Source organism: Agrobacterium sp. (assembly GCF_059499945.1).
In genome coordinates, this window is record NZ_JCABZP010000014.1 from 684,907 (window position 1) to 709,430 (window position 24,524).

The 24,524-nt window shown below is 59.9% G+C and carries 27 protein-coding genes and 1 pseudogene; 16 read left to right on the forward strand and 12 right to left on the reverse strand.

Annotated features, from left to right (window positions below; genetic code table 11):
• The first annotated feature begins 27 nt into the window (after positions 1-27).
• From ispH to AC5I5B_RS15055, 4 genes are all read left to right on the forward strand, one after another.
• Positions 28-1,074, forward strand: coding sequence for a 4-hydroxy-3-methylbut-2-enyl diphosphate reductase (gene ispH / locus AC5I5B_RS15040; RefSeq protein ID WP_003509126.1), 1,047 nt, complete (start codon positions 28-30; stop codon positions 1,072-1,074).
• 89 nt (positions 1,075-1,163) lie between these two features.
• Complete coding sequence (locus AC5I5B_RS15045; RefSeq protein ID WP_060726395.1) at positions 1,164-2,132, forward strand: homoserine kinase; 969 nt, start codon at positions 1,164-1,166, stop codon at positions 2,130-2,132.
• Entirely contained in the window at positions 2,129-2,569 is a 441-nt protein-coding gene (gene rnhA / locus AC5I5B_RS15050; protein WP_020010617.1) for a ribonuclease HI, read from the forward strand. The genes AC5I5B_RS15045 and rnhA overlap by 4 nt, the downstream gene beginning before the upstream one ends.
• Positions 2,570-2,714: 145 nt before the next feature.
• Positions 2,715-3,023, forward strand: coding sequence for a Dabb family protein (locus AC5I5B_RS15055; protein ID WP_003494265.1), 309 nt, complete (start codon positions 2,715-2,717; stop codon positions 3,021-3,023).
• A 227-nt stretch (positions 3,024-3,250) separates the two neighbouring features.
• Here the strand turns inward: AC5I5B_RS15055 and AC5I5B_RS15060 are convergent, their stop codons facing one another.
• Complete coding sequence (locus AC5I5B_RS15060) at positions 3,251-3,736, reverse strand: peroxiredoxin (protein ID WP_003509120.1); 486 nt, start codon at positions 3,734-3,736, stop codon at positions 3,251-3,253.
• 99 nt (positions 3,737-3,835) lie between these two features.
• The gene (locus AC5I5B_RS15065) at positions 3,836-4,684 is read right to left on the reverse strand and encodes a protein-disulfide reductase DsbD domain-containing protein (protein WP_003509118.1); all 849 of its coding nucleotides are present in this window, start codon (positions 4,682-4,684) and stop codon (positions 3,836-3,838) included.
• A gap of 161 nt (positions 4,685-4,845) precedes the next feature.
• Between AC5I5B_RS15065 and AC5I5B_RS15070 the strand changes: the two genes are divergently transcribed.
• From AC5I5B_RS15070 to AC5I5B_RS15080, 3 genes are all read left to right on the forward strand, one after another.
• Complete coding sequence (locus AC5I5B_RS15070) at positions 4,846-5,451, forward strand: YqgE/AlgH family protein (protein WP_111833664.1); 606 nt, start codon at positions 4,846-4,848, stop codon at positions 5,449-5,451.
• A gap of 107 nt (positions 5,452-5,558) precedes the next feature.
• Positions 5,559-5,750, forward strand: coding sequence for a CsbD family protein (locus AC5I5B_RS15075; RefSeq protein WP_003509115.1), 192 nt, complete (start codon positions 5,559-5,561; stop codon positions 5,748-5,750).
• Between the two features lie 167 nt (positions 5,751-5,917).
• Positions 5,918-7,012, forward strand: coding sequence for a zinc-binding metallopeptidase family protein (locus AC5I5B_RS15080; RefSeq protein ID WP_020810744.1), 1,095 nt, complete (start codon positions 5,918-5,920; stop codon positions 7,010-7,012).
• Between the two features lie 196 nt (positions 7,013-7,208).
• Here AC5I5B_RS15080 and AC5I5B_RS15085 read toward each other — a convergent pair whose 3' ends face one another.
• The 4 genes from AC5I5B_RS15085 to thrC form a co-directional block, all read right to left on the reverse strand.
• Positions 7,209-10,124, reverse strand: coding sequence for an EAL domain-containing protein (locus AC5I5B_RS15085; protein ID WP_020010620.1), 2,916 nt, complete (start codon positions 10,122-10,124; stop codon positions 7,209-7,211).
• On the reverse strand, positions 10,121-10,720 hold the full coding sequence (locus tag AC5I5B_RS15090) for a GNAT family N-acetyltransferase (protein WP_003509108.1): 600 nt from the start codon (positions 10,718-10,720) through the stop codon (positions 10,121-10,123). The genes AC5I5B_RS15085 and AC5I5B_RS15090 overlap by 4 nt, the downstream gene beginning before the upstream one ends.
• A gap of 93 nt (positions 10,721-10,813) precedes the next feature.
• Positions 10,814-12,112 carry a M16 family metallopeptidase gene (locus AC5I5B_RS15095; RefSeq protein ID WP_003509107.1) on the reverse strand — a complete coding sequence of 433 codons (1,299 nt, stop codon included), beginning with the start codon at positions 12,110-12,112 and terminating at the stop codon, positions 10,814-10,816.
• Positions 12,113-12,133: 21 nt separating this feature from the next.
• Positions 12,134-13,531: a threonine synthase gene (thrC, locus tag AC5I5B_RS15100; protein WP_111784582.1), complete on the reverse strand. Its 1,398-nt coding sequence runs from the start codon at positions 13,529-13,531 to the stop codon at positions 12,134-12,136.
• Between the two features lie 263 nt (positions 13,532-13,794).
• Between thrC and AC5I5B_RS15105 the strand changes: the two genes are divergently transcribed.
• A complete protein-coding gene (locus tag AC5I5B_RS15105) occupies positions 13,795-14,334 on the forward strand; it encodes a hypothetical protein (protein ID WP_003509103.1) in 540 nt (179 codons plus the stop codon).
• A 70-nt stretch (positions 14,335-14,404) separates the two neighbouring features.
• Here AC5I5B_RS15105 and AC5I5B_RS15110 read toward each other — a convergent pair whose 3' ends face one another.
• The 3 genes from AC5I5B_RS15110 to AC5I5B_RS15120 form a co-directional block, all read right to left on the reverse strand.
• Entirely contained in the window at positions 14,405-14,719 is a 315-nt protein-coding gene (locus tag AC5I5B_RS15110) for a BrnA antitoxin family protein (RefSeq protein WP_099085594.1), read from the reverse strand.
• A complete protein-coding gene (locus tag AC5I5B_RS15115) occupies positions 14,698-14,970 on the reverse strand; it encodes a BrnT family toxin (protein ID WP_087743495.1) in 273 nt (90 codons plus the stop codon). Before AC5I5B_RS15115 ends, AC5I5B_RS15110 begins: the two co-directional genes overlap by 22 nt.
• Positions 14,971-15,041: 71 nt before the next feature.
• On the reverse strand, positions 15,042-15,731 hold the full coding sequence (locus tag AC5I5B_RS15120) for an HAD family hydrolase (RefSeq protein WP_003509098.1): 690 nt from the start codon (positions 15,729-15,731) through the stop codon (positions 15,042-15,044).
• 217 nt (positions 15,732-15,948) lie between these two features.
• Between AC5I5B_RS15120 and AC5I5B_RS15125 the strand changes: the two genes are divergently transcribed.
• Complete coding sequence (locus tag AC5I5B_RS15125) at positions 15,949-16,629, forward strand: GntR family transcriptional regulator (RefSeq protein ID WP_003509096.1); 681 nt, start codon at positions 15,949-15,951, stop codon at positions 16,627-16,629.
• 45 nt (positions 16,630-16,674) lie between these two features.
• Positions 16,675-17,151 carry a DUF1284 domain-containing protein gene (locus AC5I5B_RS15130; RefSeq protein ID WP_099085593.1) on the forward strand — a complete coding sequence of 159 codons (477 nt, stop codon included), beginning with the start codon at positions 16,675-16,677 and terminating at the stop codon, positions 17,149-17,151.
• Between the two features lie 179 nt (positions 17,152-17,330).
• On the opposite strand, the gene AC5I5B_RS15135 is transcribed toward AC5I5B_RS15130, so the two are convergent.
• A complete protein-coding gene (locus AC5I5B_RS15135; RefSeq protein ID WP_020811573.1) occupies positions 17,331-18,431 on the reverse strand; it encodes a hypothetical protein in 1,101 nt (366 codons plus the stop codon).
• Between the two features lie 236 nt (positions 18,432-18,667).
• Between AC5I5B_RS15135 and AC5I5B_RS15140 the strand changes: the two genes are divergently transcribed.
• From AC5I5B_RS15140 to AC5I5B_RS15150, 3 genes and pseudogenes are all read left to right on the forward strand, one after another.
• Entirely contained in the window at positions 18,668-19,813 is a 1,146-nt protein-coding gene (locus tag AC5I5B_RS15140) for a site-specific DNA-methyltransferase (RefSeq protein ID WP_003509086.1), read from the forward strand.
• A 378-nt stretch (positions 19,814-20,191) separates the two neighbouring features.
• On the forward strand, positions 20,192-20,443 hold the full coding sequence (locus AC5I5B_RS15145) for a type II toxin-antitoxin system ParD family antitoxin (RefSeq protein WP_003509084.1): 252 nt from the start codon (positions 20,192-20,194) through the stop codon (positions 20,441-20,443).
• Positions 20,444-20,445: 2 nt separating this feature from the next.
• Positions 20,446-20,735, forward strand: a pseudogene (locus AC5I5B_RS15150) (type II toxin-antitoxin system RelE/ParE family toxin).
• A gap of 41 nt (positions 20,736-20,776) precedes the next feature.
• On the opposite strand, the gene AC5I5B_RS15155 reads toward AC5I5B_RS15150, so the two are convergent.
• The gene (locus tag AC5I5B_RS15155) at positions 20,777-21,388 is read right to left on the reverse strand and encodes an HAD family hydrolase (RefSeq protein WP_111781238.1); all 612 of its coding nucleotides are present in this window, start codon (positions 21,386-21,388) and stop codon (positions 20,777-20,779) included.
• Complete coding sequence (mutY, locus tag AC5I5B_RS15160) at positions 21,385-22,497, reverse strand: A/G-specific adenine glycosylase (protein ID WP_020812857.1); 1,113 nt, start codon at positions 22,495-22,497, stop codon at positions 21,385-21,387. The genes AC5I5B_RS15155 and mutY overlap by 4 nt, the downstream gene beginning before the upstream one ends.
• Positions 22,498-22,624: 127 nt before the next feature.
• Between mutY and AC5I5B_RS15165 the strand changes: the two genes are divergently transcribed.
• The 3 genes from AC5I5B_RS15165 to AC5I5B_RS15175 all read left to right on the forward strand — a co-directional run bounded on the left by AC5I5B_RS15165 (position 22,625) and on the right by AC5I5B_RS15175 (position 24,447).
• The gene (locus AC5I5B_RS15165; protein ID WP_003509080.1) at positions 22,625-23,089 is read left to right on the forward strand and encodes a hypothetical protein; all 465 of its coding nucleotides are present in this window, start codon (positions 22,625-22,627) and stop codon (positions 23,087-23,089) included.
• A gap of 27 nt (positions 23,090-23,116) precedes the next feature.
• Positions 23,117-23,638, forward strand: coding sequence for a DUF721 domain-containing protein (locus AC5I5B_RS15170; protein WP_003509079.1), 522 nt, complete (start codon positions 23,117-23,119; stop codon positions 23,636-23,638).
• A 128-nt stretch (positions 23,639-23,766) separates the two neighbouring features.
• Entirely contained in the window at positions 23,767-24,447 is a 681-nt protein-coding gene (locus AC5I5B_RS15175) for a DsbA family protein (protein WP_003509078.1), read from the forward strand.
• Positions 24,448-24,524 lie beyond the last annotated feature (77 nt).

Below are 24,524 nucleotides of genomic sequence, written 5' to 3' on the forward strand. Positions count from 1 at the left end.
GGCCAAGGAGCTGGCCAAGGAGCTGGAATGAACATCGCCGTTTCCAAACCCCCTTTGACGATAAGGCTGTGCGGACCGCGCGGCTTTTGCGCGGGCGTGGACCGGGCGATCCAGATCGTCGTGCTGGCGCTGAAAGCCTATGGCGCGCCGGTCTATGTCCGTCACGAAATCGTGCATAACCGCTATGTGGTGGAGGGGCTGGAAGCCAAGGGTGCGGTCTTCGTCGAGGAGCTGCACGAAATCCCCACCGAGCATCGCGAGCAGCCGGTGGTTTTCTCCGCCCATGGCGTGCCGAAATCAGTGCCTGAGGACGCACAGGCGCGTAACCTGTTTTATCTCGATGCCACTTGCCCGCTGGTCTCCAAGGTCCACAAGCAGGCCATGCGCCACCAGCGGCTTGGCCGCCATGTGGTGCTGATCGGCCATGCCGGCCACCCCGAGGTCATCGGCACCATGGGCCAGCTTCCCGAAGGTACCGTCTCGCTGATCGAGACGGTGGAGGATGCCGGCCGTTATGAACCGCTGGACCGTGAAAATCTCGGCTTCGTTACCCAGACGACATTGTCGGTTGATGACACCGCCGGCGTTATCGCCAGGCTGCAGGAACGTTTCCCGGCCATTCAGGCGCCCGCCGCCGACAGCATCTGTTACGCAACCACCAATCGTCAGGATGCGGTGAAGCAGGCAGCCCCCGGCTGTGACCTGTTCATCGTTGTCGGTGCGCCCAATTCCTCCAATTCCAAGCGGCTGGTGGAAGTGGCGCTGCGCGCCGGGGCCAAGCGCTCCGTGCTGGTGCAGCGGGCCTCGGAAATCGACTGGGATGAAATCGGCGATATCAGCACCGTCGGCCTCTCGGCCGGTGCTTCCGCACCTGAGGTTATCGTTGACGAGATCATCGAGGCCTTCAAGGCGCGTTTCGACACCACGCTCGATCTTGCCGTAACGGTTGAGGAAACGGAACATTTCCTCGTCAATCGCGAGCTGCGCAGCATCGAGCTGACGACGGATGATATGGCCTTCGTCAACGGCAATGCCAGCAATGCGCTGCCGCCGAAAACCGCCGCCGGCATTTAAAGCTGGATGATGCTGCCTGTGAGCGGTTTCCGTCTCACAGGCGTCATCCATCGAGATTTCCACTCCGTCCTTCATCAAGAGATTTGAAATTGGCAGTTTATACTGATATCACCGAAGATGATCTGAGGAATTTCCTCACGCAGTACGACGTCGGCAGCCTCACCTCTTACAAGGGCATTGCCGAGGGCGTCGAAAACTCCAATTTCCTGCTGCATACCACCAAGGACCCGCTGATCCTGACGCTTTATGAAAAGCGCGTGGAGAAAAACGATCTGCCCTTCTTCCTCGGCCTCATGCAGCATCTGGCAGCCAAGGGCCTGTCCTGCCCCTTGCCGCTGCCGCGCAAGGATGGCGAATTGCTGGGAGAATTGTCGGGCCGGCCGGCGGCGCTGATTTCCTTTCTTGAAGGCATGTGGCTGAGAAAGCCGGAGGCGAAACATTGCCGGGAAGTCGGCAAGGCACTCGCTGCCATGCATCTGGCCGGTGAAGGCTTCGAGATCAAGCGGCCGAATGCGCTCTCCGTCGAAGGCTGGAAGGTGCTTTGGGACAAGTCCGAAGCGCGCGCTGATGAGGTGGAGAAGGGCCTGAAAGACGAGATTCGCCCTGAGATCGATTATCTCGCCGCCCATTGGCCGAAAGATTTGCCGGCCGGCGTCATCCATGCCGATCTGTTTCAGGACAATGTGTTTTTCCTCGGCGACGAACTTTCCGGCCTGATCGACTTTTATTTCGCCTGCAACGACCTGCTCGCTTATGACGTCTCGATCTGCCTCAATGCCTGGTGCTTCGAAAAGGACGGCGCTTACAACGTCACCAAGGGCAAGGCGCTGCTGGAAGGCTACCAGTCGGTGCGTCCGCTGAGCGAAGCGGAGCTGGAAGCGCTGCCGCTTCTGGCGCGCGGTTCGGCGCTGCGCTTCTTCCTGACGCGGCTTTACGACTGGCTGACGACGCCCGAGGGCGCGCTGGTGGTGAAGAAGGACCCGCTGGAATATCTGCGCAAACTGCGGTTCCACCGTTCCATCGCCAATGTCGCCGAATACGGGCTGGCGGGCGAATGAAACATGTCGATATTTTCACCGATGGCGCCTGCTCCGGCAATCCCGGTCCGGGCGGATGGGGCGCCGTGCTGCGTTACGGCGAGGTGGAGAAGGAACTCTGCGGCGGCGAGGCCGAGACCACCAATAACCGCATGGAATTGATGGCGGCGATTTCGGCGCTCAATGCGCTGAAGAGCCCCTGCGAGGTCGATCTTTATACCGACAGCGCCTATGTCAAGGACGGCATCACCAAGTGGATTTTCGGCTGGAAAAAGAAAGGCTGGAAGACGGCTGATAACAAGCCGGTCAAGAATGTCGAGCTATGGCAGGCGCTGGAGGCGGCACAGCAACGTCACAAGGTCACCCTGCACTGGGTCAAGGGCCATGCCGGCCATCCTGAAAACGAGCGCGCCGATGAACTGGCGCGAAAGGGCATGGAGCCCTTCAAACGGCGGTAATGGAAGCCTGCTCTATCTTGGGTCGGCGAAAATAGAGCCGACTTGATCTCGGGCCCCATTATCCGGGGTTGTGAAAACCGAAACCCGACCTATCTTGTCGTCAAGGGGGTGCTCCAGTGGCGCCCAACGGAGGAGAGAAATCCGGATGATCCTGCATTGTGTATTTTTACGCTTCAAGGCCGCAACGGCGTCTTCTGAAAAACAGGCAATATTCGAGGCGATCGCTGCCCTGAAAGATGTCATCCCCGGCATCATTGATGTGAAATACGGCCAGAATGTCTCGCCCGAAGGGCTGAATGGCGGTTTTGTTGATGGTTTCATCGTGACGCTGGAAAGCCCCGAGGCCCGCGACGACTATCTCGCCCATCCGCAGCACATGGAAGTGGGGGAGCGTCTCGTGTCGCTCACCGACGGCGGTCTCGCCGGGCTTCTGGTGTTCGATATGAATGTTTGAGAGGGCGGCCGAGCCGCCCTTTATTCTTCAATGCGAATGCCTGTAGTGAGATCGTATCACTAAGTGTGCCGTCACCCCGGACTTGATCCGGGGTCCAGTGCGGTCAAGTCCTTGATCGCGAAAGACTTTTCTCACGGCGCAGACGCGCCGTGGCTGGATGCCGGATCAAGTCCGGCATGACGGAAAGTTGGAGCCTTTACATTTACAAGGAGAGACCAAGCTCGCCCTCAAAGCTGCTCGATCATCGCCGCAGCGGCAGAGACCGTTGCCTGGCCGGGGTTCTCTTCAACGTTGAGCGACTTCACCACGCCGTCTTCCACCAGCATCGAATAACGCTTGGAGCGCACGCCAAGGCCGCCGCCGGACAGATCGGCATCGAGGCCGAGCGCCTTGGTGAAGGACGCATCCCAGTCGGCGAGGAAATGAATCTTGCCCTGACCACCAGACGATTGCGCCCATGCGCCCATGACGTGCCAGTCATTGACGGCGACGACGGCGATATCGTCCACGCCCTTGGAAAGAATGGCGTCACGGTTTTCGAGATAACCCGGCAGGTGGTTCAGCGAGCAGGTGGGGGTGAAAGCGCCGGGAACGGCAAAGAGAACCACCTTCTTGCCGCCGAAAAGTGCGTCCGTGGTGGTTTCCACCGGGCCGTCGGCCGTCTTTTCCTTGAAGGTTGCGGAAGGCAGTTTTTCGCCGATCTTTATGGTCATGTCCGTGCTCCTGTAGCCGTTCGGTTCGCGCGACTATAGAGCACGAAAATGAAAGCTGTCATGCGGTTTTCGAGATAATTTCCCCCGCAGAAACACCGCTTACGGCTTCGGGAAATTCAGCATGGTCTCCATGGCCCGGTCGCCTGACTTGACCAGAATGGGCCAGCTGTTGCCCTGCACCTGATAGGTTTTCGGCAGGCCCTTGATGTTCATGTAAAAGGAGAGCTTGCGCTTGTCGCGCACCAGGTTCTGCGGCTCGTAATAGGCAAAACCGGAGGGACCCGCGATGAATATTTCGGTCTCCTTGGGTGCGTTTTCCGGAAGCTGCAGCTGCACGCCGAGCATGGTCTTGTCGGGCGTGATGTGGAAATCGATCACCTTGAAATCGTCGGAGGCCGCCTCGGGCAGCGTTTCGCGCGCCTCTTCGAGAAGACGGCGTTCCTCGCTGTCATCATCACCCGCATTGCCGCGGTCGATGGAAAACTTCGCTTCGAAGGGAATGCAGATATTCTGGCACACGCCGATAAAGGCGGTGAGGTCTATCTTCCCGCTTGCTGCCGGGTCGGCGGCTTTCAGCTGAAACGGAAGGCTGACGGCGTGGTCATAGCCGATATCGGTGATGTCGCCGTTTTCGATCAGCTTCGGAACCGGATAGGCCATGGTGGTAAGCGCCACGCCGCTTGCCGGATCGGGCGTTATCTGCGGCGGTATGCCTGCTTCGCCCGGTTCGCGCCAATAGGTGATCCAGCCGTCCTTCGGCTCGATCTGCAGCACGCCGCGCACCACGCCGTCCGCATCCATGGCAAGGCTTGCCACGCGCATCAGGCCGCCCTCGCTTCTGGCCCAGTCGGTAATTTCGGCCTGGGCGGCTTGCATGCCGCCGAGGAGGGCGGCAAATGCGGCCGCGAGACGAAGATGTGAAAATCGAAAGAATATCCTGACGCTCATGCTTCCCGTCTAACCCAACATCGCCCGACGGACCAGTTACGAATTCGTGCGGTTCATCATTTTCGGTTGATTGATCGGGCGCGATGCCGCATCCTGTCCTCTGTCGAAGTGCGAACGCCGTTTTCCGTTGAGCGACGGAATTCGGTCTGCTGGAGGCGCCGGTGAGCTTTTCAACCCTGATGGACAAACGCGAACGTGGCTTTCTCGATGGCCAGTTCCTCATCGCGATGCCGGGGCTGGACGACGGCAATTTTGCCCGTGCGGTGATCTATATCTGCGCCCACTCGGATGTCGGGGCCATGGGCTTCATCATCAACCGGCCGCAGCAGATCACGTTTACGGATATTCTGCTGCATCTGAAGCTGGTGGATAGCAACGACGCCATCATGCTGCCCAACCGCACCCGCGAATTTCCGATCCAGTGCGGCGGCCCGGTTGAATCCGGCCGGGGGTTCGTGCTGCATTCGGATGATTACCTCAGCGAATCAAGCATTCCGGTCAGCGATGACATTTCGCTCACCGCAACGCTTGATATCGTCCGCGCCATTTCCAACGGCCGCGGCCCGCAAAGGGCGACCATGATGCTCGGTTATGCCGGCTGGGGTCCGGGCCAGCTGGAAAACGAGATCGCCAATAATGGCTGGCTGAATTGCCCCGCTGCGGAAGAGCTGATCTTCGACCGTGGACTGGACAATAAATACGAGCGGGCGCTGGCCCTGATGGGCGTCGATGCGCGCATGCTCTCCACGGATGCCGGGCACGCCTGAGCCCCAGCAGAATTCCTGCCCCTTTCGGCTGGAACCAAATCCTGACCCCTGACGTTACCCACCCGGAAAGCCGGACAGACAGTACGGCTAAACTAGGGAGCAGTAATATGGGTAGCACATCTGACAAGATCGCCGGTAAAGCCAATGAAGTTGCTGGCAAGGTGAAGAAGAGCGTCGGCGAAGCGACGGGCAATAATGAATTGCGCGCCAAGGGTGCCGCCCAGGAAACCAAGGGCAAGGTTCAGAGCTCCGTCGGCAAGGCGAAGGACGCCGTCAAGGGCGCCGTCGACCGCATGTAATTCTGCATGAAACATTGCGCCTCTCCCACGATGCGGCGCATGCAGCGCATGTGTTATCGCACATGCGCTCTTGTCATGTGAGGGCCATGACGACCGGGCCGCTACGCCTGCGCCTTCACATCTTATCTCTGCTTTTCTTTCACCCGTCCCATCCAAGGGTTTCATACATGAAGCTTTTCTCCTGCGCATCCTGCGGCCAGCCTGTCCATTTCGACAATCGCTTCTGTGTCTCCTGCGGCCATCGTCTGGCTTTCGTGCCGGAACGGCTTTCCATGGAAGCGCTGGCGCCTGCGGGTGAACCGAACTGGCAGATCGTCGCCCAGCCGGAAAAGCAGGTGCGGTTTTGCGCCAATGAGGTGAATGATATCTGCAACTGGTCTGTGCCGGCGGAAAGCGCCAATGCCTTTTGCCCGGCCTGCAGCCACAATCGCCTGGTGCCTGATATGGCCACAGAGCAGGGGATTGAACAATGGCACCGCATCAGTCAGGCGCAGCGGCACCTGTTTTATTCGATCCTGCGGCTTGGCCTGCCGCATCCCAATCGTGATGCTGACCCCGCAGGCGGCCTCGTCTTCGACTTTCTGGTGGATGAGGTGGCGCTCGATGGTTCCGTCATTCCCGCCATGACCGGCCACGACGAAGGCCTGATCGCCATCCGCGCGGCCGAGGCCGATGACGCGACGCGCGAACAGGTGCGCGCCAACATGAACGAGCCATACCGCACCATGCTTGGCCACTTCCGCCACGAGGTCGGGCACTTCATCTGGAACAAGCTGGTGCGGGACGAAAACCGGCTGGAGGCCTGCCGCGCCGTCTTTGGTGACGAGCGCGAGGATTATGGCGCCGCCCTGCAACGCAATTATGATGGCGGGCCGCGCCGCGACTGGCAGGAGAATTTCATCAGTTCCTATGCCTCGGTCCACCCCTGGGAGGATTTCGCCGAATGTTTCGCCCATTATCTGCATATCGTCGATACGCTCGAAACCGCGCGCGCCTTCGGTGTGGCGATCGATCCTGATGGGCACGAGGAAATGGCGGCGGAAGTGACGTTCGATCCCTATAAGGCCCGCAGCGCCGCGCAGCTGGTGAAAGCCTGGATCCCGCTCAGCGTCGCCATCAATTCCATCCAGCGTAGCATGGGGGAGGCGGACCTTTATCCCTTCGTGCTGACGCCGCCGGTGGTGGCGAAGATGGAGTTCATCCACGACCTGTTACATGGGAGCGTGGCGGCGGATGCGCAGCCGGTGATGATGGTTCAGTAAATATTCGGTGTGCAGGTTGAAAATCCGAGACGTTCCGGGGAGCATTAGCCCTCTCCGTCGTCATCCTCGGGCTTGTCCCGAGGATCTGCCGTCGGTAGTTTTAGCATGCGTGATTAGATCCTCGGGACAAGCCCGAGGATGACGTGGAATTTGAGGAGGAGACTGCGCCCCCTCGCTTCCATGTACGCAATATCCCTTACGAAGCCCGCTTCGTCGGCTGGAACCGCTCCCGTAGAAGCTTCAGCGCCGCATCGCCGGAGACCGGCGTGCCGAACAGGAAGCTCTGGCCGAAATGGCAGTTCATGCGGGCCAGTTCGGCCGCATCTTCAGGCGTTTCGATGCCTTCCGCCACCACCTGCATGTCGAGTGCGCGCGCCATGGCGATGACGGAGCGCAGCAGAACGTTGCGCTTGTCGCTGGTATTGGCCACCAGCGCCTTGTCGAGCTTGATCGTGTCGAAGGGGAAGCGGGTGAGGTAGGCGAGTGACGAATAGCCGGTGCCGAAATCATCCATGGCGAGGCTGAGGCCGGTTTCCTTGAGCTTGGAAAGCACCAGCCGCGCCTGTTCCGGGTTTTCCATGACAACCGATTCCGTCAGCTCCAGCTTCAGCTGCTGCGGATTGCAGCGCGTGCGGGTCAGCATGCCGCGCACATCGTTGTACAATTCGTTGTTCAGCAATTGCGCGCTGGAAATATTGACGGAGATGAAGATCGGCATCTTTTCGATGGCGTGCTGCCAGTCCATCAGATCGGTCGCAGCCCGTTCCAGGGCGAACATGCCGAGAGGCTCGATCAGGCCGGAGGCCTCCGCAATCGGAATGAATTCGCTCGGAGGGATATTGCCGCGCTTGGGGTGTTCCCAGCGCATCAGCGCCTCAAAACCGGCCAGTTCGCCATCGTCAAGCTTGACGATCGGCTGGTAGGCCAGCGACAGCTCCTTGCGCTCGATGGCGCGGCGAAGATCGCTTTCCATCTGCAGACGGTCGGTGCCTGAGGTGCGGAAGGCGGGGCGGAACGGCTCGACGCGGTTGCCGCCGGCGCGCTTGGCGCGATACATGGCGAGTTCCGCATCGCTCAAGAGTCCGGCCGCACTTTCCTGCTGGTCGATCCATGAGACGAGGCCGATTGAGGCGGTGAGGATGATTTCGCGATTGGCGAAATTGATCGGCACCATGATCGCCTTGTTCACCGCATCGGCGAAATCGGCCACACGCTGCGGATCGCGCTCGGAGGTGAGGATAAGGCCGAACTCATCACCACCGAGACGCGCCAGGGTATCCTGCGGTTTCAGCAGGCGGCGCAGACGCCGTGTCAGCGCGATAAGGATATTATCACCCGCGGCAATGCCGAGCGTATCGTTGACCAGCTTGTAACGGTCGATATCGATCGCCATCACGGTCGGGCGCACGCCTTCGCTGTCGGGCGACAGGTTGAGGATCGATTGCAGGCGGTCGAGGAACACCTGCCGGTTCGGAAGCCCGGTCAGATTGTCGTTCATCGCATCCTGCAGCAACCGTTCCACCGAGTTCTTCTGCTCGGTAATATCGGTGATGGTGCCGACGCAGCGGATGATTTCGCCGTTGGAGCCGAGAACCGGACGGGCGCGGATTTGTAGCCAGTGGAAATGCCCGTCTTCGGCGCGAATGCGGAATTCGTGGTTGAGGCGGCCCTTGCGATGGTCGAGCAGCACGTCGAGCGTCGCCTTGAACCGGTCGCGATCGTCAGGATGCAGGCGCGGCAGCCAGTTGCGCGCAGCGCCGTGCATGGCGCCGGGTTCCAGCCCCAGCCGGTTGGAAATATCGGGCGTGGTGACGATGCGGTCGCGCGTTACGTCCCAGTCCCAGACCGTATCACCGCTGCCCGTCAGCGCCAGCGATTGACGCTCGAGGTCGGAGAACAGGCCCTGCTGATAGGCGCTGCCGGCAAAGGCGTGCTGGATGACGGTAAAGCCGATCAGAAGCACGATCAGCACCAGTCCGCCGCCGAGTGCGGGCTGCACGATGTCGTTGTCCAGCTGCCCCGTCACCGTCAGCCAGCTGCCGAACAGCCAGACGAGGATGAGCGCCCAGGAGGGAACGAGCAGGATCGCCCGGTCGTAACGGTTGAAACCGAGATAGATGATGAGCGCGATGCCGGCCGTTGCGGTGAGCGCGAAGGACACGCGCGCAATGCCTGATGCGACCGACGGATCATAGATCGCCACGCCGAACAGCAGCGCCAGACCCACCACCCAGGCAAAGGTCGCATAACCCAGATGCGCATGCCAGCGATTGAGATTGAGATAGGTGAAGAGGAAGACCACGAAGCTGGAGGCGAGCGCCACTTCCGCGCCCGCCCTCCATATTCGCTGATCGCTTGAGGTGACGGTTATGAGCTTTTCAAGGAAGCCGAAATCGACGCAGATATAGGCAAGCACCGCCCAGGCGAGTGCGGCCGAGGCCGGCAGGACGGAGGTTCCCTTGACCACGAAGAGAATGGTCAGAAGCACGGCGAGCAGGCCGGCAATGCCGAGCACGATGCCGCGATAGAGCGTAAACGCGTTGATCGTGTCCTTGTAGGCCTCCGGCTCCCACAGATAAAGTTGCGGCAGCTGCGGCGTGGAAAGCTCGGCGACGAAGGTGATGACGGAGCCGGGGTTGAGCGTGATGCGGAAGACGTCGGCATCCGGGCTCGGCTGCCGGTCAAGCGCGAAGCCTTCACTCGGCGTAATCGCCATGATGCGCTGCGAGCCGAGATCGGGCCAGAACAGCTTGGAATTGACGAGGCGGAAATGCGGCGCGACGATCACGCGCTCCAGCTGCTCTTCGGAGACATTGGCGAGCGCAAAGACCGCCCAGTCGCCCTGATGATCGGTGGAACTGGCGCGCACCTCGATACGGCGGCGGATACCGTCAGGACCGGGCGCGGTCGAGACCTGAAAGGCTTCGCCCTGATTGGCGTAGATATCGGTGGTGGCCGTCAGGTCGAGCGCCGTGTCGTCACGGGAAATCTTTACCGGCTCAAAAGCAAAGGAATGGGAAGCAAAAAGCAGGAACAGCAGGAAAAACGGCGCAGCCAGCGCGATTGCCGCCAGACGTTTCGCAAGGCACGGCGCAGAGTGATTGTAGGTCATGTATCGTACTTCGTTCCGCCGGAGCTTTGCTTGTCGGCAAGAAGGGAAAACATCATATGATCCCGCCATTGGCCATTGATTTTCAGATATTCCCGCAAGAGACCTTCCCGCTGGAACCCGGCGTTTTCGAGAAGCCGGATGCTTTTGAAGTTTTCCGGAATACAGGCTGCCTCGATACGGTGCAACTGAAGTCCGTTAAAGATGTATGGTATTACCAATTTTAATGCGGCAGACATATGGCCTTGCGCGGCGTGGCGCTCGCCGATCCAGTATCCGATCATGCAGCTTTGCGCCGCACCCCGGCGGATGTATCCGATGGTGATACCGCCCACCAGGAGCGTCTCTTTTTCAAACAGCAGGAAGGAGACGGCGGTGCCGGAGGAAAACTCCTGGCCATTGCGCACCACGCGCATGCGGAAGGCGCCCTCCGTCAGTTCGTCCGGGCGCCAGGTCGGCTCCCAGGGCTGAAGAAACTGTCGGCTTTCCGAACGCAGCACATGCCATTGCTTGAAATCGCCGTAGCGCGGCAGTCTGAGAAGGTGATTGGCGCTGCGCAGTTCGGGCGTGTCGCTATGTCGGGAAAGAAAACGCAGCATTCACGATCCCTGTGCGGCAGACATCGCCATCCGCAAGCGGGATGGCGAAAAAGGTGAGCGGACTTCGCCTTTAAATCCCGCCCTCATATCGGTTTATCCGTTCGCCTTTATCCTTGCGGGCTGCTGCGCGGAAAGCGCGGCAGTGATGTCGGAAAGAGGCGGCAGATGTTCGAGCGGGCCAATCGCAGACAATGTCGGAACTGTATCGAAAAACAGCCGTCCTGCAAGATCGGTCAGGCGCGCGCGGGTGATGTCGCCTAGCCGTTCCATCATCTCCTCATTTGGGATGGGCCGGCCGTAAAGCATCATCTGCCGGGCGATCTGTCCGGCGCGGGCGGCCGGGCTTTCCTGGCCCATCAGCAATTGGGCGCGGATCTGCGCGCGAGCACGGTCGATTTCCTCCTGATGGATGACCTGCGAGGACTTGCGCAGCTCCTCGACAATGACGGGCACCAGTTCCGGCAGGTCGTTGCCGCCAGTGGCCGCATGCACGCCGAAGATGCCGGTATCGGAAAAACCCCAGTGAAAGGCGTAGACCGAATAGCACAGGCCGCGATATTCGCGCACTTCCTGGAACAGGCGGGAAGACATGCCGCCGCCCAGGATATTGGCGAGGATCTGCGAGCAATAGAAGTCGCGGGCGTGATAGGCCTTGCCCTCGAAGCCGAGAAGCACCTGCGCGTCCATGAGGTCGCGGGTCTCGCGGATTTCGCCGCCGGTATAGATTGCCTTTTCCATAACCGGTGTTGCCACCGGCAGCTGCGGCAGTGAGGCGAAACGTTCTTCCACCTGCTTCACGAAGCTTTCGTGGTCGACAGCACCGGCCGCCACGACGAAAATGCGGTCCGTCGTGTAGTTGCGGGCGAGATAATGCCTGATCTGGCCTGTCGTGAAGGATTGAACGGTTTCCGGCGTGCCGAGGATCGGGCGGCCGATGGTCTGGTCGCGATAGGCGACACCGGAGAAATTGTCGAAGATCACGTCGTCGGGCGTATCTGTGGCTGCACCGATCTCCTGCAGGATGACGTTTTTCTCCCGCTCCAGCTCTTCTTCGTCGAACAGCGATTCCGTCAGGATGTCGGCAAGGATATCGACGGCGAGGGGGACGTGGTCTTTCAGGACGCGGGCGTAGTAGGAGGTTGTTTCCGTCGATGTCGCGGCGTTGACTTCACCGCCGACATTTTCGATCTCTTCGGCGATCTGGCGGGCGGTGCGGCGCGCCGTACCCTTGAAAGCCATATGTTCGAGAAGATGGGCGATGCCGTGTTCGGCAGTCGTCTCGTTGCGGGATCCGGATTTGATCCACACCCCAAGAGCAACGCTTTCGAGATGCGGCATTTTTTCCGTGACAACGGTCAACCCGGACGAAAGCCGGGTCACATTAACTCTCATACTCAACGTCTTTCCGCGTCTCTATTTGCCGGCGCGTGCATGGCTGCCGATGAAGGTTTCCACGGCTTTCAGCTCTGCATCCAGAATGTCGAAACGCTCCTCCCGGTTCATAATGTCAGCTAACCATACTGGAAGCGCAGGCTCGATTGCGCAAGCGGATTTTACAGCGGCCGGGAATTTAGCCGGGTGAGCGGTCGACAGGACAACCATCGGGCTTCCCGCTTTTTCGTGCTTTTCCGCCACGAAAACACCGGTCGCCGTATGCGGATCGATGAGGTAGCCGGTTTTCTCAAGCGTGTCGCGGATCGTCGCCGCCACCTGCTTTTCGGTGGCGCGGCCGGCGCGGAAATCCTTCTTGATGAATTTCAGGGCATGGGGCGGAATTTCAAATGCGCCGGACTGCTTCAGCCCGTCCATCGATGCCTTCACTGCGGCGGAATCACGGCCATAGGCTTCAAACAGCAGCCGCTCGAAATTCGAGGAAATCTGGATGTCCATCGAAGGCGAGGTGGTGGGCTTGACGCCGCGCATCTCGTAACGGCCGGTCTTCAGCGTGCGCGCCAGAATGTCGTTGTCATTGGTGGCGATGACGAGCTTGTCGATCGGCAGGCCCATCTTCTTGGCGACGTAACCCGCGAAAATATCACCGAAATTGCCTGTTGGGACGGTGAAGGAAACCTTCCTGTCGGGACCGCCGAGCGAAAGCGATGCGGTGAAGTAATAAACCACCTGCGCCATGATGCGCGCCCAGTTGATGGAATTGACGCCGGAAAGCTTCACGCCGTCACGGAACTTCACGTCGTTGAACATTTCTTTGACCAGCGTCTGGCAATCGTCGAAATTGCCATTGATCGCCAGCGCATGCACGTTGGAGGCGGTGGAGGTCGTCATCTGGCGCTGCTGCACCGGAGAGACCTTGCCGTTCGGGAAAAGAATGAAGATGTCGGTGCGCTCACGCCCGGCAAAGGCGTCGATTGCCGCACCGCCCGTGTCGCCTGATGTGGCGCCGACAATGGTGGCGCGCTCGCCGCGTTCGGAAAGCGTATAATCCATCAGGCGGGCGAGAAGCTGCATCGCCACATCCTTGAAGGCGAGCGTGGTGCCGTGGAAAAGCTCCAGCACGAAGGTGTTCGGGCCGGTCTGCGTCAGCGGCACGACGGCCGGATGGCGGAAGGTCGCATAGGCGTCGTCGATCATCGCCCTGAACTTGTCGGCCGGAATTTCACCGCCGGTGAAACGGTAGAGAACCTCGAAGGCGACATCCTGATAGGACTTGCCGCGCAGGTTGCGGATTTCCTTCTTCGACATGGAAGGCCATTTGCGCGGAACATAAAGCCCGCCGTCACGGCCAAGGCCCGCCAGAAGCGCGTCGCAAAAACCAAGCGAAGGGGCCGCACCCCTGGTCGATACATATTCCACGAGATAGTCCCTTATCCGTTACCGATTGATCGGCATCTTTTCCGCAGCGTCTTACCGGAATGAGGCGGTTGGGCAGCTAATGAAGGGCTTTTTTGAAAATTCAAGCAAAACCGAACATGCCAATCGATTTTTTCCGGCGTCGCTGCTATAGACCATCGCCAACCTGCGTGAAAGGTCAATAAACAGCGTCTCCGGTTCTGTTCCGGGACAATGGAGAGGGAATTAGAAGAGTGTCAGGGAATTTCTTGCGTTTGTCCGCCGCGATGTCGCTTCTGGCCGTCGTTGCAGGATGCAATTCCTCCAACCCGTCGGACTCGCTTGCCGTCAACCCGCCGGCCGCGCAGGCCAATGCGGTCACCCCGGTGGTGCAGGCCAACTGCCCGACGGTCACGGTTCTAGACGCCAACGCCGTGCACCGCGTCTATGCCGGCGGCGCCAAGGATGACCCGCAGAAACTCGCCTATCAGGTCTCGCTGTCAGACACGACGCGCTCCTGCACCGCCAATGAGTCGACGCTGACGGTGAACGTGCTGGCCCAGGGCCGCCTGGTTCCCGGCCCGATGGCCAAGCCCGGTCGTGTCACCGTGCCGATCCGCGTGACGGTGAAGGACGGCGACGGCGAGATTTTCGGCGAAACGACCAACTTCGCCATCGATCTGCCCGCAGGCGGGGCCGGCACCCAGTTCATCTTCAACAACGACCATGTCGCCATCCCCAACGGACCGGGCGGCGCGCCGCGGTCTGTCAGTGTTTATATCGGCTTTGCCGAGCAGGGCGCGAAGGCCAAGACCAAGCGCCGGTGATCTGACGGGCGAAATGTAAAAACCGGAGGCTGCTCTGCCGTCTCCGGTTTCTTGTTGCATGGCAACGAGTTCAAATGCCTGCGGCCTTCCGCAAAGCATCATTGATGCGGCTCTGCCACCCTTTGCCACCCTCGCGGAAACGTTCCACGACATCCTCATCAAGGCGCAACGTTACCTGTTTCTTAGGCTTATCTACCGGTGGGCGGCCACGCGTCTTTCTGTATTCATTAATTGCTTCGAAAAAAGCAGGTGGCAAAACGTCTCGGACGGGGCGCGCATTTTCGAGTTCTTGATCCGTCATTTCCGGGAAATCAACGGCGTTCCAGTCCGCTTCGGTGTAGCCGCGTCCGGGTTTGAATTTTTTTAGTTTTGCAGCTTTGGCCATGGCAACCTCCTTCTTTCCTTGGAACTCGCCCTTCGGAAAATGGATATCGCTTCTGTTCCGACAGTCGCAAAAACGATAGCCATCGTTTCGTCCCGAAAATATCCGATCGCTTTGAAGCGCGAATTTCCCGGTCCGGTCAGGCTTTTCTCGATGATGGCGTTCTCCCAGTCGGAGCCATCAATATCCGCGAAGTCGAAGCCGTGCTTCTCGATATTGGCGAGCCGCTTGGGCTCGTCCCATATGATTTTCATGAATTAATGTAGCTACATTTATTAAAATATCAATGCTGCCACTCAGATCACGAAAGAAGTCCCATCACAACTTAAAAAGCGCCTTCCCACTCCGCCATTGCCGCAATCACGGCCGGCAGGTCCTGCATGCGCGAAATCACCGTTTCGGCACCCGCATCCGTCAGCCGGTCGGCGTGGCTCGGATAGGTGTGGGATGCGCCGGTAAAGCCCACGACCCGCATGCCGGCCGCTCTTGCGCCATGGATGCCGTGCACGGAATCCTCGACCACGACCACGCGGTCAGGGGAAACGCCGAACTGGGCCGCGCCATGCAGGAAGATATCCGGTTTCGGCTTCACGCGGTCGGCCCCGAGGTCCTTGGCGGAATAGATATGCGGCGCGAAATAGGGCTTGAGGCCCACCTTCGTCAGCATCATGTCGAGGCGGTGGCTGGAGGAGTTCGAGCAGATGCAGCGCGGCGTGGTCAGGCGGGACAGCGCGAATTTCACGCCCTCGATGATCTTCACGTCGCGTTCCAGACGCATGTCGAGCAGCTTTTCGGACTTGTCGAGCAGCGAGGCGGAGAGCGGAATGCTGGCTTCGCTTTCCACCTGCAGAAGAATGTTCTTCCAGGTCATGCCGGCGAAACGCTCGCCCATTTCCTCGACGGAGATCGGATAACCGGCCTCGGTCAAAAGGCGGGATTCCACCTGCGCCGCGATGATTTCGGAATCGACCAGAACGCCGTCGCAGTCGAAAATAATGAGGTCGAAGCCGCTCATGGGCGCTCCCTGTATCGGATTTGCTGGAAGAAAATGATGCCGGGCTTTTAGACCATGTCTGCGCCAAGCTCAACCGGTTCACCCGCAAGGGTCGGTCCCATCAGGCTCATGGCTGGCAGGGATGCGGCAAGTGAGCGGCTTCGAATATTCGGCGTTGCGCCATGTGATGGCGCAAAAACCGCTACACACGGCCGCGCCATATGCGTTATGGGATGTTATGCCCAAGACAGTGAAAAACGCGCCCGAAGACACCATTGCAGCACGCATCAGCCGCACGCTTGCCGACCGTATCGTTCGCGGGGAGCTGTCGCCGGGCGAACGCCTGAGGCAGGATCACATCGCAGCCGAATTCGGTGCATCGCATGTGCCGGTGCGCGAGGCGTTCCGCCGGCTGGAGGCGCAGGGGCTGGCGGCCAGCATCCCGCGCCGGGGTGTCCGGGTAGCGGATTTCGGCCTTGACGATGTGCGAGAAGTGGCGGAAATGCGCGCCGCCCTTGAAGTTCTGGCGCTACGCCACGCCATTCCAAACATGACGCCTGCCATTCTCGATCAGGCGGAGGCCGCAACGCTCGAAGGCGATAGCGCCGTCGATGTGCAGCATTGGGAGGAGGCCAATCGCCGCTTCCATCGCCTCATCACCGCGCCCTGCAACATGCCGCGCCTGATGGAGGCGATCGACGGCCTGCATGCGGCAAGCGCCCGCTTCCTGTTTTCCGCCTGGCGCGCCGGCTGGGAGCGCCGCACCGATACCGATCACCGGGCGATCATCGATGCGCTGCGCGGCGGCCGCGCCGAGGAGGCGGTGCGTATTCTGGACGGACATGTGCAATGGATCGGCCGCAAGGCGATCCGCACCTCGTCCGGCTCGGTGCGCGACGCCTTCGCCATCGTCGGATAGGGTGGCCCCTTGACCGTCCGTCTCCGGCCCCACCACCTTCTCTGCATGCTCACTTATGTGGGCAAGGGCTATACGTCAGGCTTCGTCGAGAATTACGACCGCGTCGCCGTCCGCCTGAATGCCGGCGAGGAAGATATCGAGCTGGTGGATGGCCCGGACGATATCTGTGAGGGCCTGCTCTGTGAAAGCCATGCCCACTGTTTCAACGAAGGCGTGGTGCAGCGGGATGAGATGGCCCGCCTTTCGGTTTCAGCACTTTTGGGCGAGACGCTGACCGCCGGCAAGCGGCTGCAGGCGACACCGGACTTTCTTGTAAAGATGCGTGTGGCTTTCGCTGCCGGCGAGATCAGGCAGGCCTGTCGCGGCTGCCAGTGGATAAGGCTGTGCGACCGCATCGCGGCGTCAGGCTTTGCGGGTGTGAAAATCGGCGAGCCGTTACCAACCGTGGCGAAGGATGCGGCGCGTTTTTCGAAGCATCCGATGCTCAGGCCCAAATATGGGTCGTCTGGCCGGAAACACTGATGACGTTTTCTCCATCCTCATTCCTGTGCTTGTCACAGGAATCCAGCCAGCCCAAGTCTTTGGACTGAAAGAACTCTTCCCGTCGCGCAGACGCGCGTCGGCTGGATCCCTGTGACAAGCACAGGGATGAGGGAGGGAGGGAGGCAAGCGGAATGAGGAGAGGGGCCGCGCCGTGCCGATTACTCTGGCACACTCGTCTCGGTTCTCTCGGCGGCCTTGACCGTCGCCTTGATCTCCTTTGGCTCGCGGCCGGATTTCTTGTCGTAGCTCACCTTCACCGAATATTCGCCGGGATGCAGGGTTTCCTGATGCTGCGTGCCGTAACGGCCGGAAATTTCCTTCTGCGTGCCCTGAAGATCCCTGGTCGTTTCGACGATATCGATCCGTTCGGCACCGGGGGCCTTGATTGCGAGAACACCCGCATCGAGATCGATTGTAATTTCGGTTCGTTTTCCGGCCGTCACGGTGAATGGCTGTTCCACCGTCACCTTGCCGAGACGGGCACGCATGACGAAATCACCAGCCGGCATTTCCATCATCTTGCCGGTGCCGTAAATGCCGTTGATCGTCTCACGCGTGCCATCCAGCGTTTCCTTGGCTGACATGGCTTCGAAACGGATATCATCCGTTTCCACCGCCCTGCCGCCTTCCGCATAAACGGCCTTGGCGATCACCACGCCGCTCGGAATGACCAGCTCGTGGCTGATCTTCTCGCCTGCCTTGATGGCCAGTTTCTCCTCAGCCCGCGCCGGGCCGATGCGGCCGGTGAGGAGGACTTCGCCCGCGGGCACGAAGACAGTGTTCTGGCCGTAGACGCTATCCTTGAAATCATCCCTGGTGATTTCGGTTTTCGCCTGTGTTTCCACATCGCCGCCGGGGCTGCGTTTCGGCACGACCGTCAATTCCGCCGCATCGAAATTCACCTTCGGCCTCGCAACGTTTCCATCCTTTACCTCGAAGGGCACTTCGCGGGTCACATTGCCCAGCGCCGCCACGCCGACATATTTGCCCGCCGGCAGCTTCGCCTCGAAGGTGGCGTCATAGGAGCCGCCGGCATTGTCGTCGGTGCGCCCGCCGGCGCGGTCGGCCTTGTAGAAATCCCACCGCACCCGGTCGCTGTTGCCGAGCGAGGGGCCGCCATCGAACAAAACCGCGTCGGTGATGACGTTATATTGCGGGGCCGGTTGCTGCGCCTGCGACGGCGCCGGCAGCGCCGTTGCGAAAAGCGCGGCGCAAACGACATTCATGGAAAAAGAAGCCATTTTCATCACGGACCCCATTGCGGATTACCCCCTGCCAGAATGGCTCTTCCTGCCGCGCCCATATGCCGCGACAGGAGAACCCGTTGTGCACAACGTTTTTGCCGGACTTCGGGTTCCCCGCCGTCCGCCGCAAATCGCGCCTGCGCGCCGCAACAGCCATTTATTTCGCATTTTCCGTGACTTGTTCAGGCTTTGATAACCATCTTCGGTAACCATAAGCGTCAGTAGAGAGTAAGCGTATGGAGCGAGTACCAATGGCAGCAGTTTTTCCGCTGGCCGATTTTCGGCGTGCCGGTTTTGATCGTGCGGGCGAGAGTGACGCCTGGAAAGACAGCATCATCAAAGGTGATTGTGTCGCTGCCTTGGATGCCCTCCCGAGCCAGTCGGTGGATGCGATTTTCGCCGACCCGCCCTATAATCTCCAGCTTGGCGGCACGCTGCATCGTCCCGATCAGTCGCTGGTCGATGCCGTCGATGACGAGTGGGATCAGTTCGCCTCCTTCGAGGCCTATGACGCCTTCACCCGCGCCTGGCTGCTCGCCTGCCGTCGCGTGCTGAAACCGAACGGCACCATCTGGGTCATCGGCTCCTACCACAACATCTTCCGCGTCGGCTCGATGCTCCAGAACCTCGATTTCTGGATCCTCAACGATATCGTCTGGCGCAAGACCAACCCCATGCCCAATTTCAAGGGCCGCCGGTTCCAGAACGCCCATGAGACCATGATCTGGGCCAGCCGCGATCCGAAAGCCAAGAACTACACCTTCAACTACGATGCGCTGAAGGCCTCCAATGACGACGTGCAGATGCGCTCCGACTGGCTGTTCCCGATCTGCAGCGGCCATGAGCGCCTGAAGGGTGACGACGGCAAGAAGGTGCATCCGACCCAGAAGCCGGAAGCCCTGCTGGCGCGCATCATCATGGCCTCCACCAAGCCGGGTGATATCGTGCTCGACCCGTTCTTCGGTTCCGGCACCACGGGTGCCGTTGCAAAACGCCTCGGCCGTCACTTCGTCGGCATTGAGCGCGAACAGGATTACATCGACGCGGCATCGGCCCGCATCGCCGCCGTCGAGCCGCTCGGCAAGGCGGAACTGACTGTCATGACCGGCAAGAAGGCCGAGCCGCGCGTTGCCTTCAACACGCTGGTGGAAAGCGGTCTCGTCCGTCCCGGCCAGGTGCTGACCGATGCAAAGCGCCGTTATAGCGCCATTATTCGTGCCGATGGTACGATTGCATCCGGCGGGACGGCCGGCTCCATTCACCGCCTCGGCGCGAAGGTGCAGGGTCTCGACGCATGCAACGGATGGACGTTCTGGCATTTCGAGGACGGCGACGCGCTGAAGCCGATCGACGATCTCCGGACGATCATCCGCAGTGAAATGGCAAAGGCCGAATAGTCGAAAGCCCAAAAAGCCGAAGACGGACGATCCACCGCCCGCCCTTGTCAGAATACGTCTCTGTCCGGTTTAGTACCTTCAGTCCCGGATGGAGAACGACCAACGCCCGGCACTTCGGTGTCGGGCGTTGGTATTTTCGAGTATCTTATTTTAGCCAGACAAGTTTCGCGCAAGAGACGAGCAATACTGTCTCAAATCAGAGCAGTGGTTGTGAAAATCCAGTCAGGACAAATCACAAAAAACATTGCGTCCGATGCCGCTTGCGGCAGGACTGGCGCAGGCCGGAGACCGCCATTTCCGCCTGCGCCAATTTCTTTTCCCGATATGTTTTGACAAACTTTGCCAAATTCTTCACTCTCCCATCAAAGGGAGATGAATATGGCGACCATGAACATATCGCTGCCTGCACCCATGAAAGAATGGGTCGAGGCCCAATCCAGGACAGGCCGTTATTCCAATGCGAGCGACTACGTGCGAGACCTGATCCGCAAGGATCAGGAGCGAGGCGAAAAAATCGCGGCGATGCAGCATTTTGTGGATGAGGGATTGCAGAGCGGTGCCGGGCATCGCTCGCAACAGGCCTTGTTCGCCGAGGCTGAAGCCCGTTCCATGAAACGCAAGATCGGTTGATCGTGGGCTTTCGCCTGTCTCTGCTCGCGGAAGAAGACGTCATTCGCATAGCCGAAGAAGGCATCGCGATATTCGGGCTGGCGCAGGCGCAAAAATATCACCGGGAACTCTATGAGATATTTGAGCTGATATCTCTCAACCCACGCATGGCACGCGAGCGGCACGAGTTGTTACCGCCGCTGCGTATCCATCGGTTCAGGGCACACCTGGTTGTTTATGGCGTGGGAGCGGACGATGTGTCTTGATCGTCCGCGTCCGTCACGCACATGAGGACTGGGTCAACGAGTCGTAGCAGGCGGGGCACGCACGTCACCATTTTGCACGGCAGCTCCCTTACGCTTCCACCCCATAAGCCCGCAAATCCTGCCTCAGCTTTTCCGCACCGGTGAAGTGCACGGCCTGCCAGCCGGCTGCTTTCGCGCCTTCGACATTGGCGAGTGTATCGTCGATGAAGATGCTTGCGGCGGGGTTGAGGCCGAATTCTTTGGCGTGCAGATCGTAGATTGCCACATCAGGCTTCAACAGCTTCACATCACCGGAAACGGTGACGCCGCGCGGCAGGGTGAGGAAGGGGAACATTTTCTGCGCCTCGCGGAAGGTGTCGGAGGCGAAGTTGGTCAGCATCGTCACGTCGTGGCCGCCGTCGATCAGGGCAACCATGATCGCGACGCTGTCATCGTAGGAATGCGAGACCATTTCGTGCCAGAACTTACGGAAGGCGCGAATGTGTTCTTCCCGCTCGGGGAAGCGTTCCACCAGCAGCGCCTCGGCATCCTCCCAGCGGCGGCCGCGATCCTGTTCGAGGTTCCAGTCATGGGTGCAGACATTCTCGAAGAACCATTGGCGCTCGTCGGCATCAGGAATGAGACGGCTATAGGGAATATGCGGATCGTAATGGATCAGCACCTTGCCGATGTCGAATACGATATGCTCAATCTTGGTCATCGAAATTTCCTGCGTTCATCGAATGCGGATGGAATAGCTTGGGCGATGACTTTTTTCATCACCGTTGGCAGCGCCTGCGCGTCAAGATTTGTAACCGGCTCCCACCATCCGTCATCCGGGCGGGTTTGAAGGCCGTCCGGCGCCTGCGCGCGATAGACGGTGAGCCGCAGTTCGAAATGGGTGAAGACATGCACGATGACGCCCGCCGCCTGCCAGCCGGCGGCAAAGGGCGCATGGCTCGCCTCCGTGCCGCCATCCATGCGCGCGGTCCACGCCGTTGTCGGCACCTCGGTCATGCCGCCGAGAAGCCCGCTTTCGATGCGCCGCCGGAGCAGGATTTCGCCGCTCGCATTCACCGCGACGAAGGCGGCCCCGAGCCGCACCGGCTTTGCCTTCTTTGCGGCCTTGACCGGAAACCGCTCCGGCTCGTCATGGGCAAGCGCAAGACAGTGGCCGTTGAACGGACAGAGCGCGCAGGCCGGCCGTTTCGGCGTGCAGATCGTCGCGCCAAGGTCCATCATCGCCTGGGCAAAATCGCCGGGCCGATCAGGGGGCGTAAGCTCGGCCACCTTCGCTTTCATCGCCGGTTTGGAGCCGGGCAGGGGAGCATCGATGGCGAAAAGGCGGGAGATGACGCGCTCGACATTGCCGTCCATGACAGCCGCCTGCCGGTTAAACGCGATGGCAGCGACAGCCGCGGAGGTATAATCGCCGATGCCGGGAAGCTTCTTCAGGCCTTCTTCCGTATCCGGAAAGACGCCGCCATGTTCATTCGCCACGGCTTCCGCGCATTTTTTAAGGTTGCGGGCGCGGGCATAATAACCGAGCCCGGCCCATGCCGCCATGACATCCTCGACCGGCGCTGCCGCCAGATCGCTGACGCTTGGCCAGGCGGAGAGGAATTTCAGGAAATAGGGTTTTACCGCCTGCACCGTCGTCTGCTGCAGCATGACCTCGGACAGCCAGACATGATAGGGATCGGCGCGGTTTCCCTGTCTCGCCTTGGCGGGAGACGTGCGCCAGGGGAGCTCGCGATGGTGCCGGTCATACCATGCGAGAAGTTGTTCCGCTGTCGGACGTGATATTTGTTGCCGCGTATGTGTGTTCATCGCCGCTGAACATAGACACGGTACGGCAATCTGCAACAGGAGACCCGTTGCTGTGACGTGGAAAACCGTGTCTGGTGACGAACGCCCGACATCGAAACCCATGATCCGATTTTGGAGGAAGAGCCCCATGCCGAATGCGCTGCTGGATAATATACCCCAACCGCTCCTGTACGTTATCGGCGTTCTGTTGGCCCTGTGCCTGATTGGAAGCCTGCTGAATCATATTGGCCGGCTGTGTTTCGGGCGGCAAAACAGCGTGGCCTTTGTGGTTTCCCGCCTCATCGGCGAAGTCCGTGAACTGGAGAAGATGAGAGGCAAGCCCTCGCGCCGCTTTCGAATTATCGAATCCGGTTTCTGGGCAATTTTCTGCCATGGCCTGTGGATATACCTCTCCGTCATCCTGACCTGCATGTTGGTGATTGCCGTTATCTCGGATAAGCCGGGAGTACCACATCTGAAGTTTTTGGCTGGGGCTTATTTCCTCTTTGGATGTTTGGTGGCGGGAGTGATACGCTTGGGCGCCTGCCGGGACTGGCGACGATTCCGCGCATTGTTGCGCGGAGAAGAAGATGACGATGGCGCGACCGCTTGAGGTCGCTTGGCCTCTGTCGAGGAGAGTATGAAGAAACCCGCAGATTCATTCCGCAAAGGCGTCGTGCAGATCGCCGAAGTCGCCAATGGCATCATGGACCCCGTGTTATCGAAACGGGCGGGTATCAACACCGCGCTGCTCGGTTCCTGGGACGAGATCGCCGGTGAGGATTTTGCCGATTGCACGCGGCCGGAAAAGATCACCTGGCCGCGCCGCGACGAGGGCCCGGATCGCGGCGGTTATCAGCCGGGCGTGCTGACCATCGCCTGCGAAGGCGCGCGCGCTTTGTTCCTCACCCATGCGCAGGGCGAACTTATTGCCCGCATCAACGGCTTTTTCGGCTTTCCGGCGGTGCGCCAGATCAGGATCGTACAGAAACCGGTCTCCCAAACCATTCACCGTCGGGGCAAACCGCAGCCCCTGCGCGGCGATGCGGCAAAACGTCTCGACGACATGATGGAGGGTATCGAGAGTGAGGCGCTTCGCAAGGCGGTGGAGAGGCTCGGCACGGCGGTCTTGCAGAAGAAGCCGAGGGGCCGGGCGATTTGATCGGTCCGGTTGTCCTTGACTGGTCACAATTCTTTGACAAGAAGAGTCCAAAACCCCGCTTGTGATGAACAGGCCGTCGCTATATCGGAATCAACGGACAATAGAGTCTATTACCAACAGGTGCTTTCATGCATTTTCCCGAACTGACCATTTCCCGTCGCAGCCTTCTCGGCGGCGTTGCCCTTGCTGCCGTTGCCACGGCCCTGCCGTTTGCCTTCATGCCCGGTATCGCCGAGGCGCAGGAATTGCCTGAATCCACCGGTGACGTGGATATGGCTGCGGTGATGAAGCCCGGCCCGCTGCCGGAAGCCGCACTCGGCGATGCCAACGCACCCGTCAAGATCGTCGAATATATGTCGATGACCTGCCCGCACTGCGCCAACTTCCACAACAAGACCTTCGAAGAGATCAAGAAGAAGTACATCGATACCGGCAAGGTTTATTTCGTGCTGCGCGAATTCCCGTTCGATCCGCGCGCCGCTGCCGCCTTCATGCTGGCGCGCTGCGCACCGGAAGGACAGTATTTCCCCTTCGTTTCCATGCTGTTCAAGCAGCAGCAGAGCTGGGCTGTCGCGCAGGATGCACGCGCCGCCCTGCTGCAAATGTCGAAAATGGCCGGTTTCTCACAGGAGTCTTTCGAGGCCTGCTTGACGAACCAGAAACTTCTGGATGATGTGAACGCAACGATGCAACGCGGTGCGACGGAATTCGGCGTCAACTCCACGCCGACTTTCATCATCAACGGCAAGAAATACGCAGGAGACATGTCGGTTGAATCCATGTCGGCTGTCATCGACAAGCTGCTCTGATCGCCGAAGCCTTAAAGGAACGGGCGGCGGATATTTCCGTTCGCCCGTTTTTTATTGCCGTTTTTCTGTCTGGAGCA

Excerpts from the sequence above, each read along its gene's own strand:
- AC5I5B_RS15175 (WP_003509078.1), top strand. The coding sequence starts at position 23,767 with ATGCATTTTCCCGAACTGACCATTTCCCGTCGCAGCCTTCTCGGCGGC.
- AC5I5B_RS15080 (WP_020810744.1), top strand. The coding sequence starts at position 5,918 with ATGAAGCTTTTCTCCTGCGCATCCTGCGGCCAGCCTGTCCATTTCGAC.
- AC5I5B_RS15075 (WP_003509115.1), top strand. The coding sequence starts at position 5,559 with ATGGGTAGCACATCTGACAAGATCGCCGGTAAAGCCAATGAAGTTGCT.
- AC5I5B_RS15085 (WP_020010620.1), bottom strand. The coding sequence starts at position 10,124 with ATGACCTACAATCACTCTGCGCCGTGCCTTGCGAAACGTCTGGCGGCA.
- AC5I5B_RS15155 (WP_111781238.1), bottom strand. The coding sequence starts at position 21,388 with ATGACCAAGATTGAGCATATCGTATTCGACATCGGCAAGGTGCTGATC.
- AC5I5B_RS15095 (WP_003509107.1), bottom strand. The coding sequence starts at position 12,112 with ATGAGAGTTAATGTGACCCGGCTTTCGTCCGGGTTGACCGTTGTCACG.
- ispH (WP_003509126.1), top strand. The coding sequence starts at position 28 with ATGAACATCGCCGTTTCCAAACCCCCTTTGACGATAAGGCTGTGCGGA.
- AC5I5B_RS15055 (WP_003494265.1), top strand. The coding sequence starts at position 2,715 with ATGATCCTGCATTGTGTATTTTTACGCTTCAAGGCCGCAACGGCGTCT.
- AC5I5B_RS15060 (WP_003509120.1), bottom strand. The coding sequence starts at position 3,736 with ATGACCATAAAGATCGGCGAAAAACTGCCTTCCGCAACCTTCAAGGAA.
- rnhA (WP_020010617.1), top strand. The coding sequence starts at position 2,129 with ATGAAACATGTCGATATTTTCACCGATGGCGCCTGCTCCGGCAATCCC.
- AC5I5B_RS15125 (WP_003509096.1), top strand. The coding sequence starts at position 15,949 with ATGCCCAAGACAGTGAAAAACGCGCCCGAAGACACCATTGCAGCACGC.
- AC5I5B_RS15145 (WP_003509084.1), top strand. The coding sequence starts at position 20,192 with ATGGCGACCATGAACATATCGCTGCCTGCACCCATGAAAGAATGGGTC.
- AC5I5B_RS15090 (WP_003509108.1), bottom strand. The coding sequence starts at position 10,720 with ATGCTGCGTTTTCTTTCCCGACATAGCGACACGCCCGAACTGCGCAGC.
- AC5I5B_RS15115 (WP_087743495.1), bottom strand. The coding sequence starts at position 14,970 with ATGAAAATCATATGGGACGAGCCCAAGCGGCTCGCCAATATCGAGAAG.
- AC5I5B_RS15165 (WP_003509080.1), top strand. The coding sequence starts at position 22,625 with ATGCCGAATGCGCTGCTGGATAATATACCCCAACCGCTCCTGTACGTT.
- mutY (WP_020812857.1), bottom strand. The coding sequence starts at position 22,497 with ATGAACACACATACGCGGCAACAAATATCACGTCCGACAGCGGAACAA.
- AC5I5B_RS15065 (WP_003509118.1), bottom strand. The coding sequence starts at position 4,684 with ATGAGCGTCAGGATATTCTTTCGATTTTCACATCTTCGTCTCGCGGCC.
- AC5I5B_RS15170 (WP_003509079.1), top strand. The coding sequence starts at position 23,117 with ATGAAGAAACCCGCAGATTCATTCCGCAAAGGCGTCGTGCAGATCGCC.
- AC5I5B_RS15135 (WP_020811573.1), bottom strand. The coding sequence starts at position 18,431 with ATGGGGTCCGTGATGAAAATGGCTTCTTTTTCCATGAATGTCGTTTGC.
- AC5I5B_RS15120 (WP_003509098.1), bottom strand. The coding sequence starts at position 15,731 with ATGAGCGGCTTCGACCTCATTATTTTCGACTGCGACGGCGTTCTGGTC.
- AC5I5B_RS15140 (WP_003509086.1), top strand. The coding sequence starts at position 18,668 with ATGGCAGCAGTTTTTCCGCTGGCCGATTTTCGGCGTGCCGGTTTTGAT.
- AC5I5B_RS15130 (WP_099085593.1), top strand. The coding sequence starts at position 16,675 with ATGCTCACTTATGTGGGCAAGGGCTATACGTCAGGCTTCGTCGAGAAT.
- AC5I5B_RS15105 (WP_003509103.1), top strand. The coding sequence starts at position 13,795 with ATGTCGCTTCTGGCCGTCGTTGCAGGATGCAATTCCTCCAACCCGTCG.
- AC5I5B_RS15110 (WP_099085594.1), bottom strand. The coding sequence starts at position 14,719 with ATGGCCAAAGCTGCAAAACTAAAAAAATTCAAACCCGGACGCGGCTAC.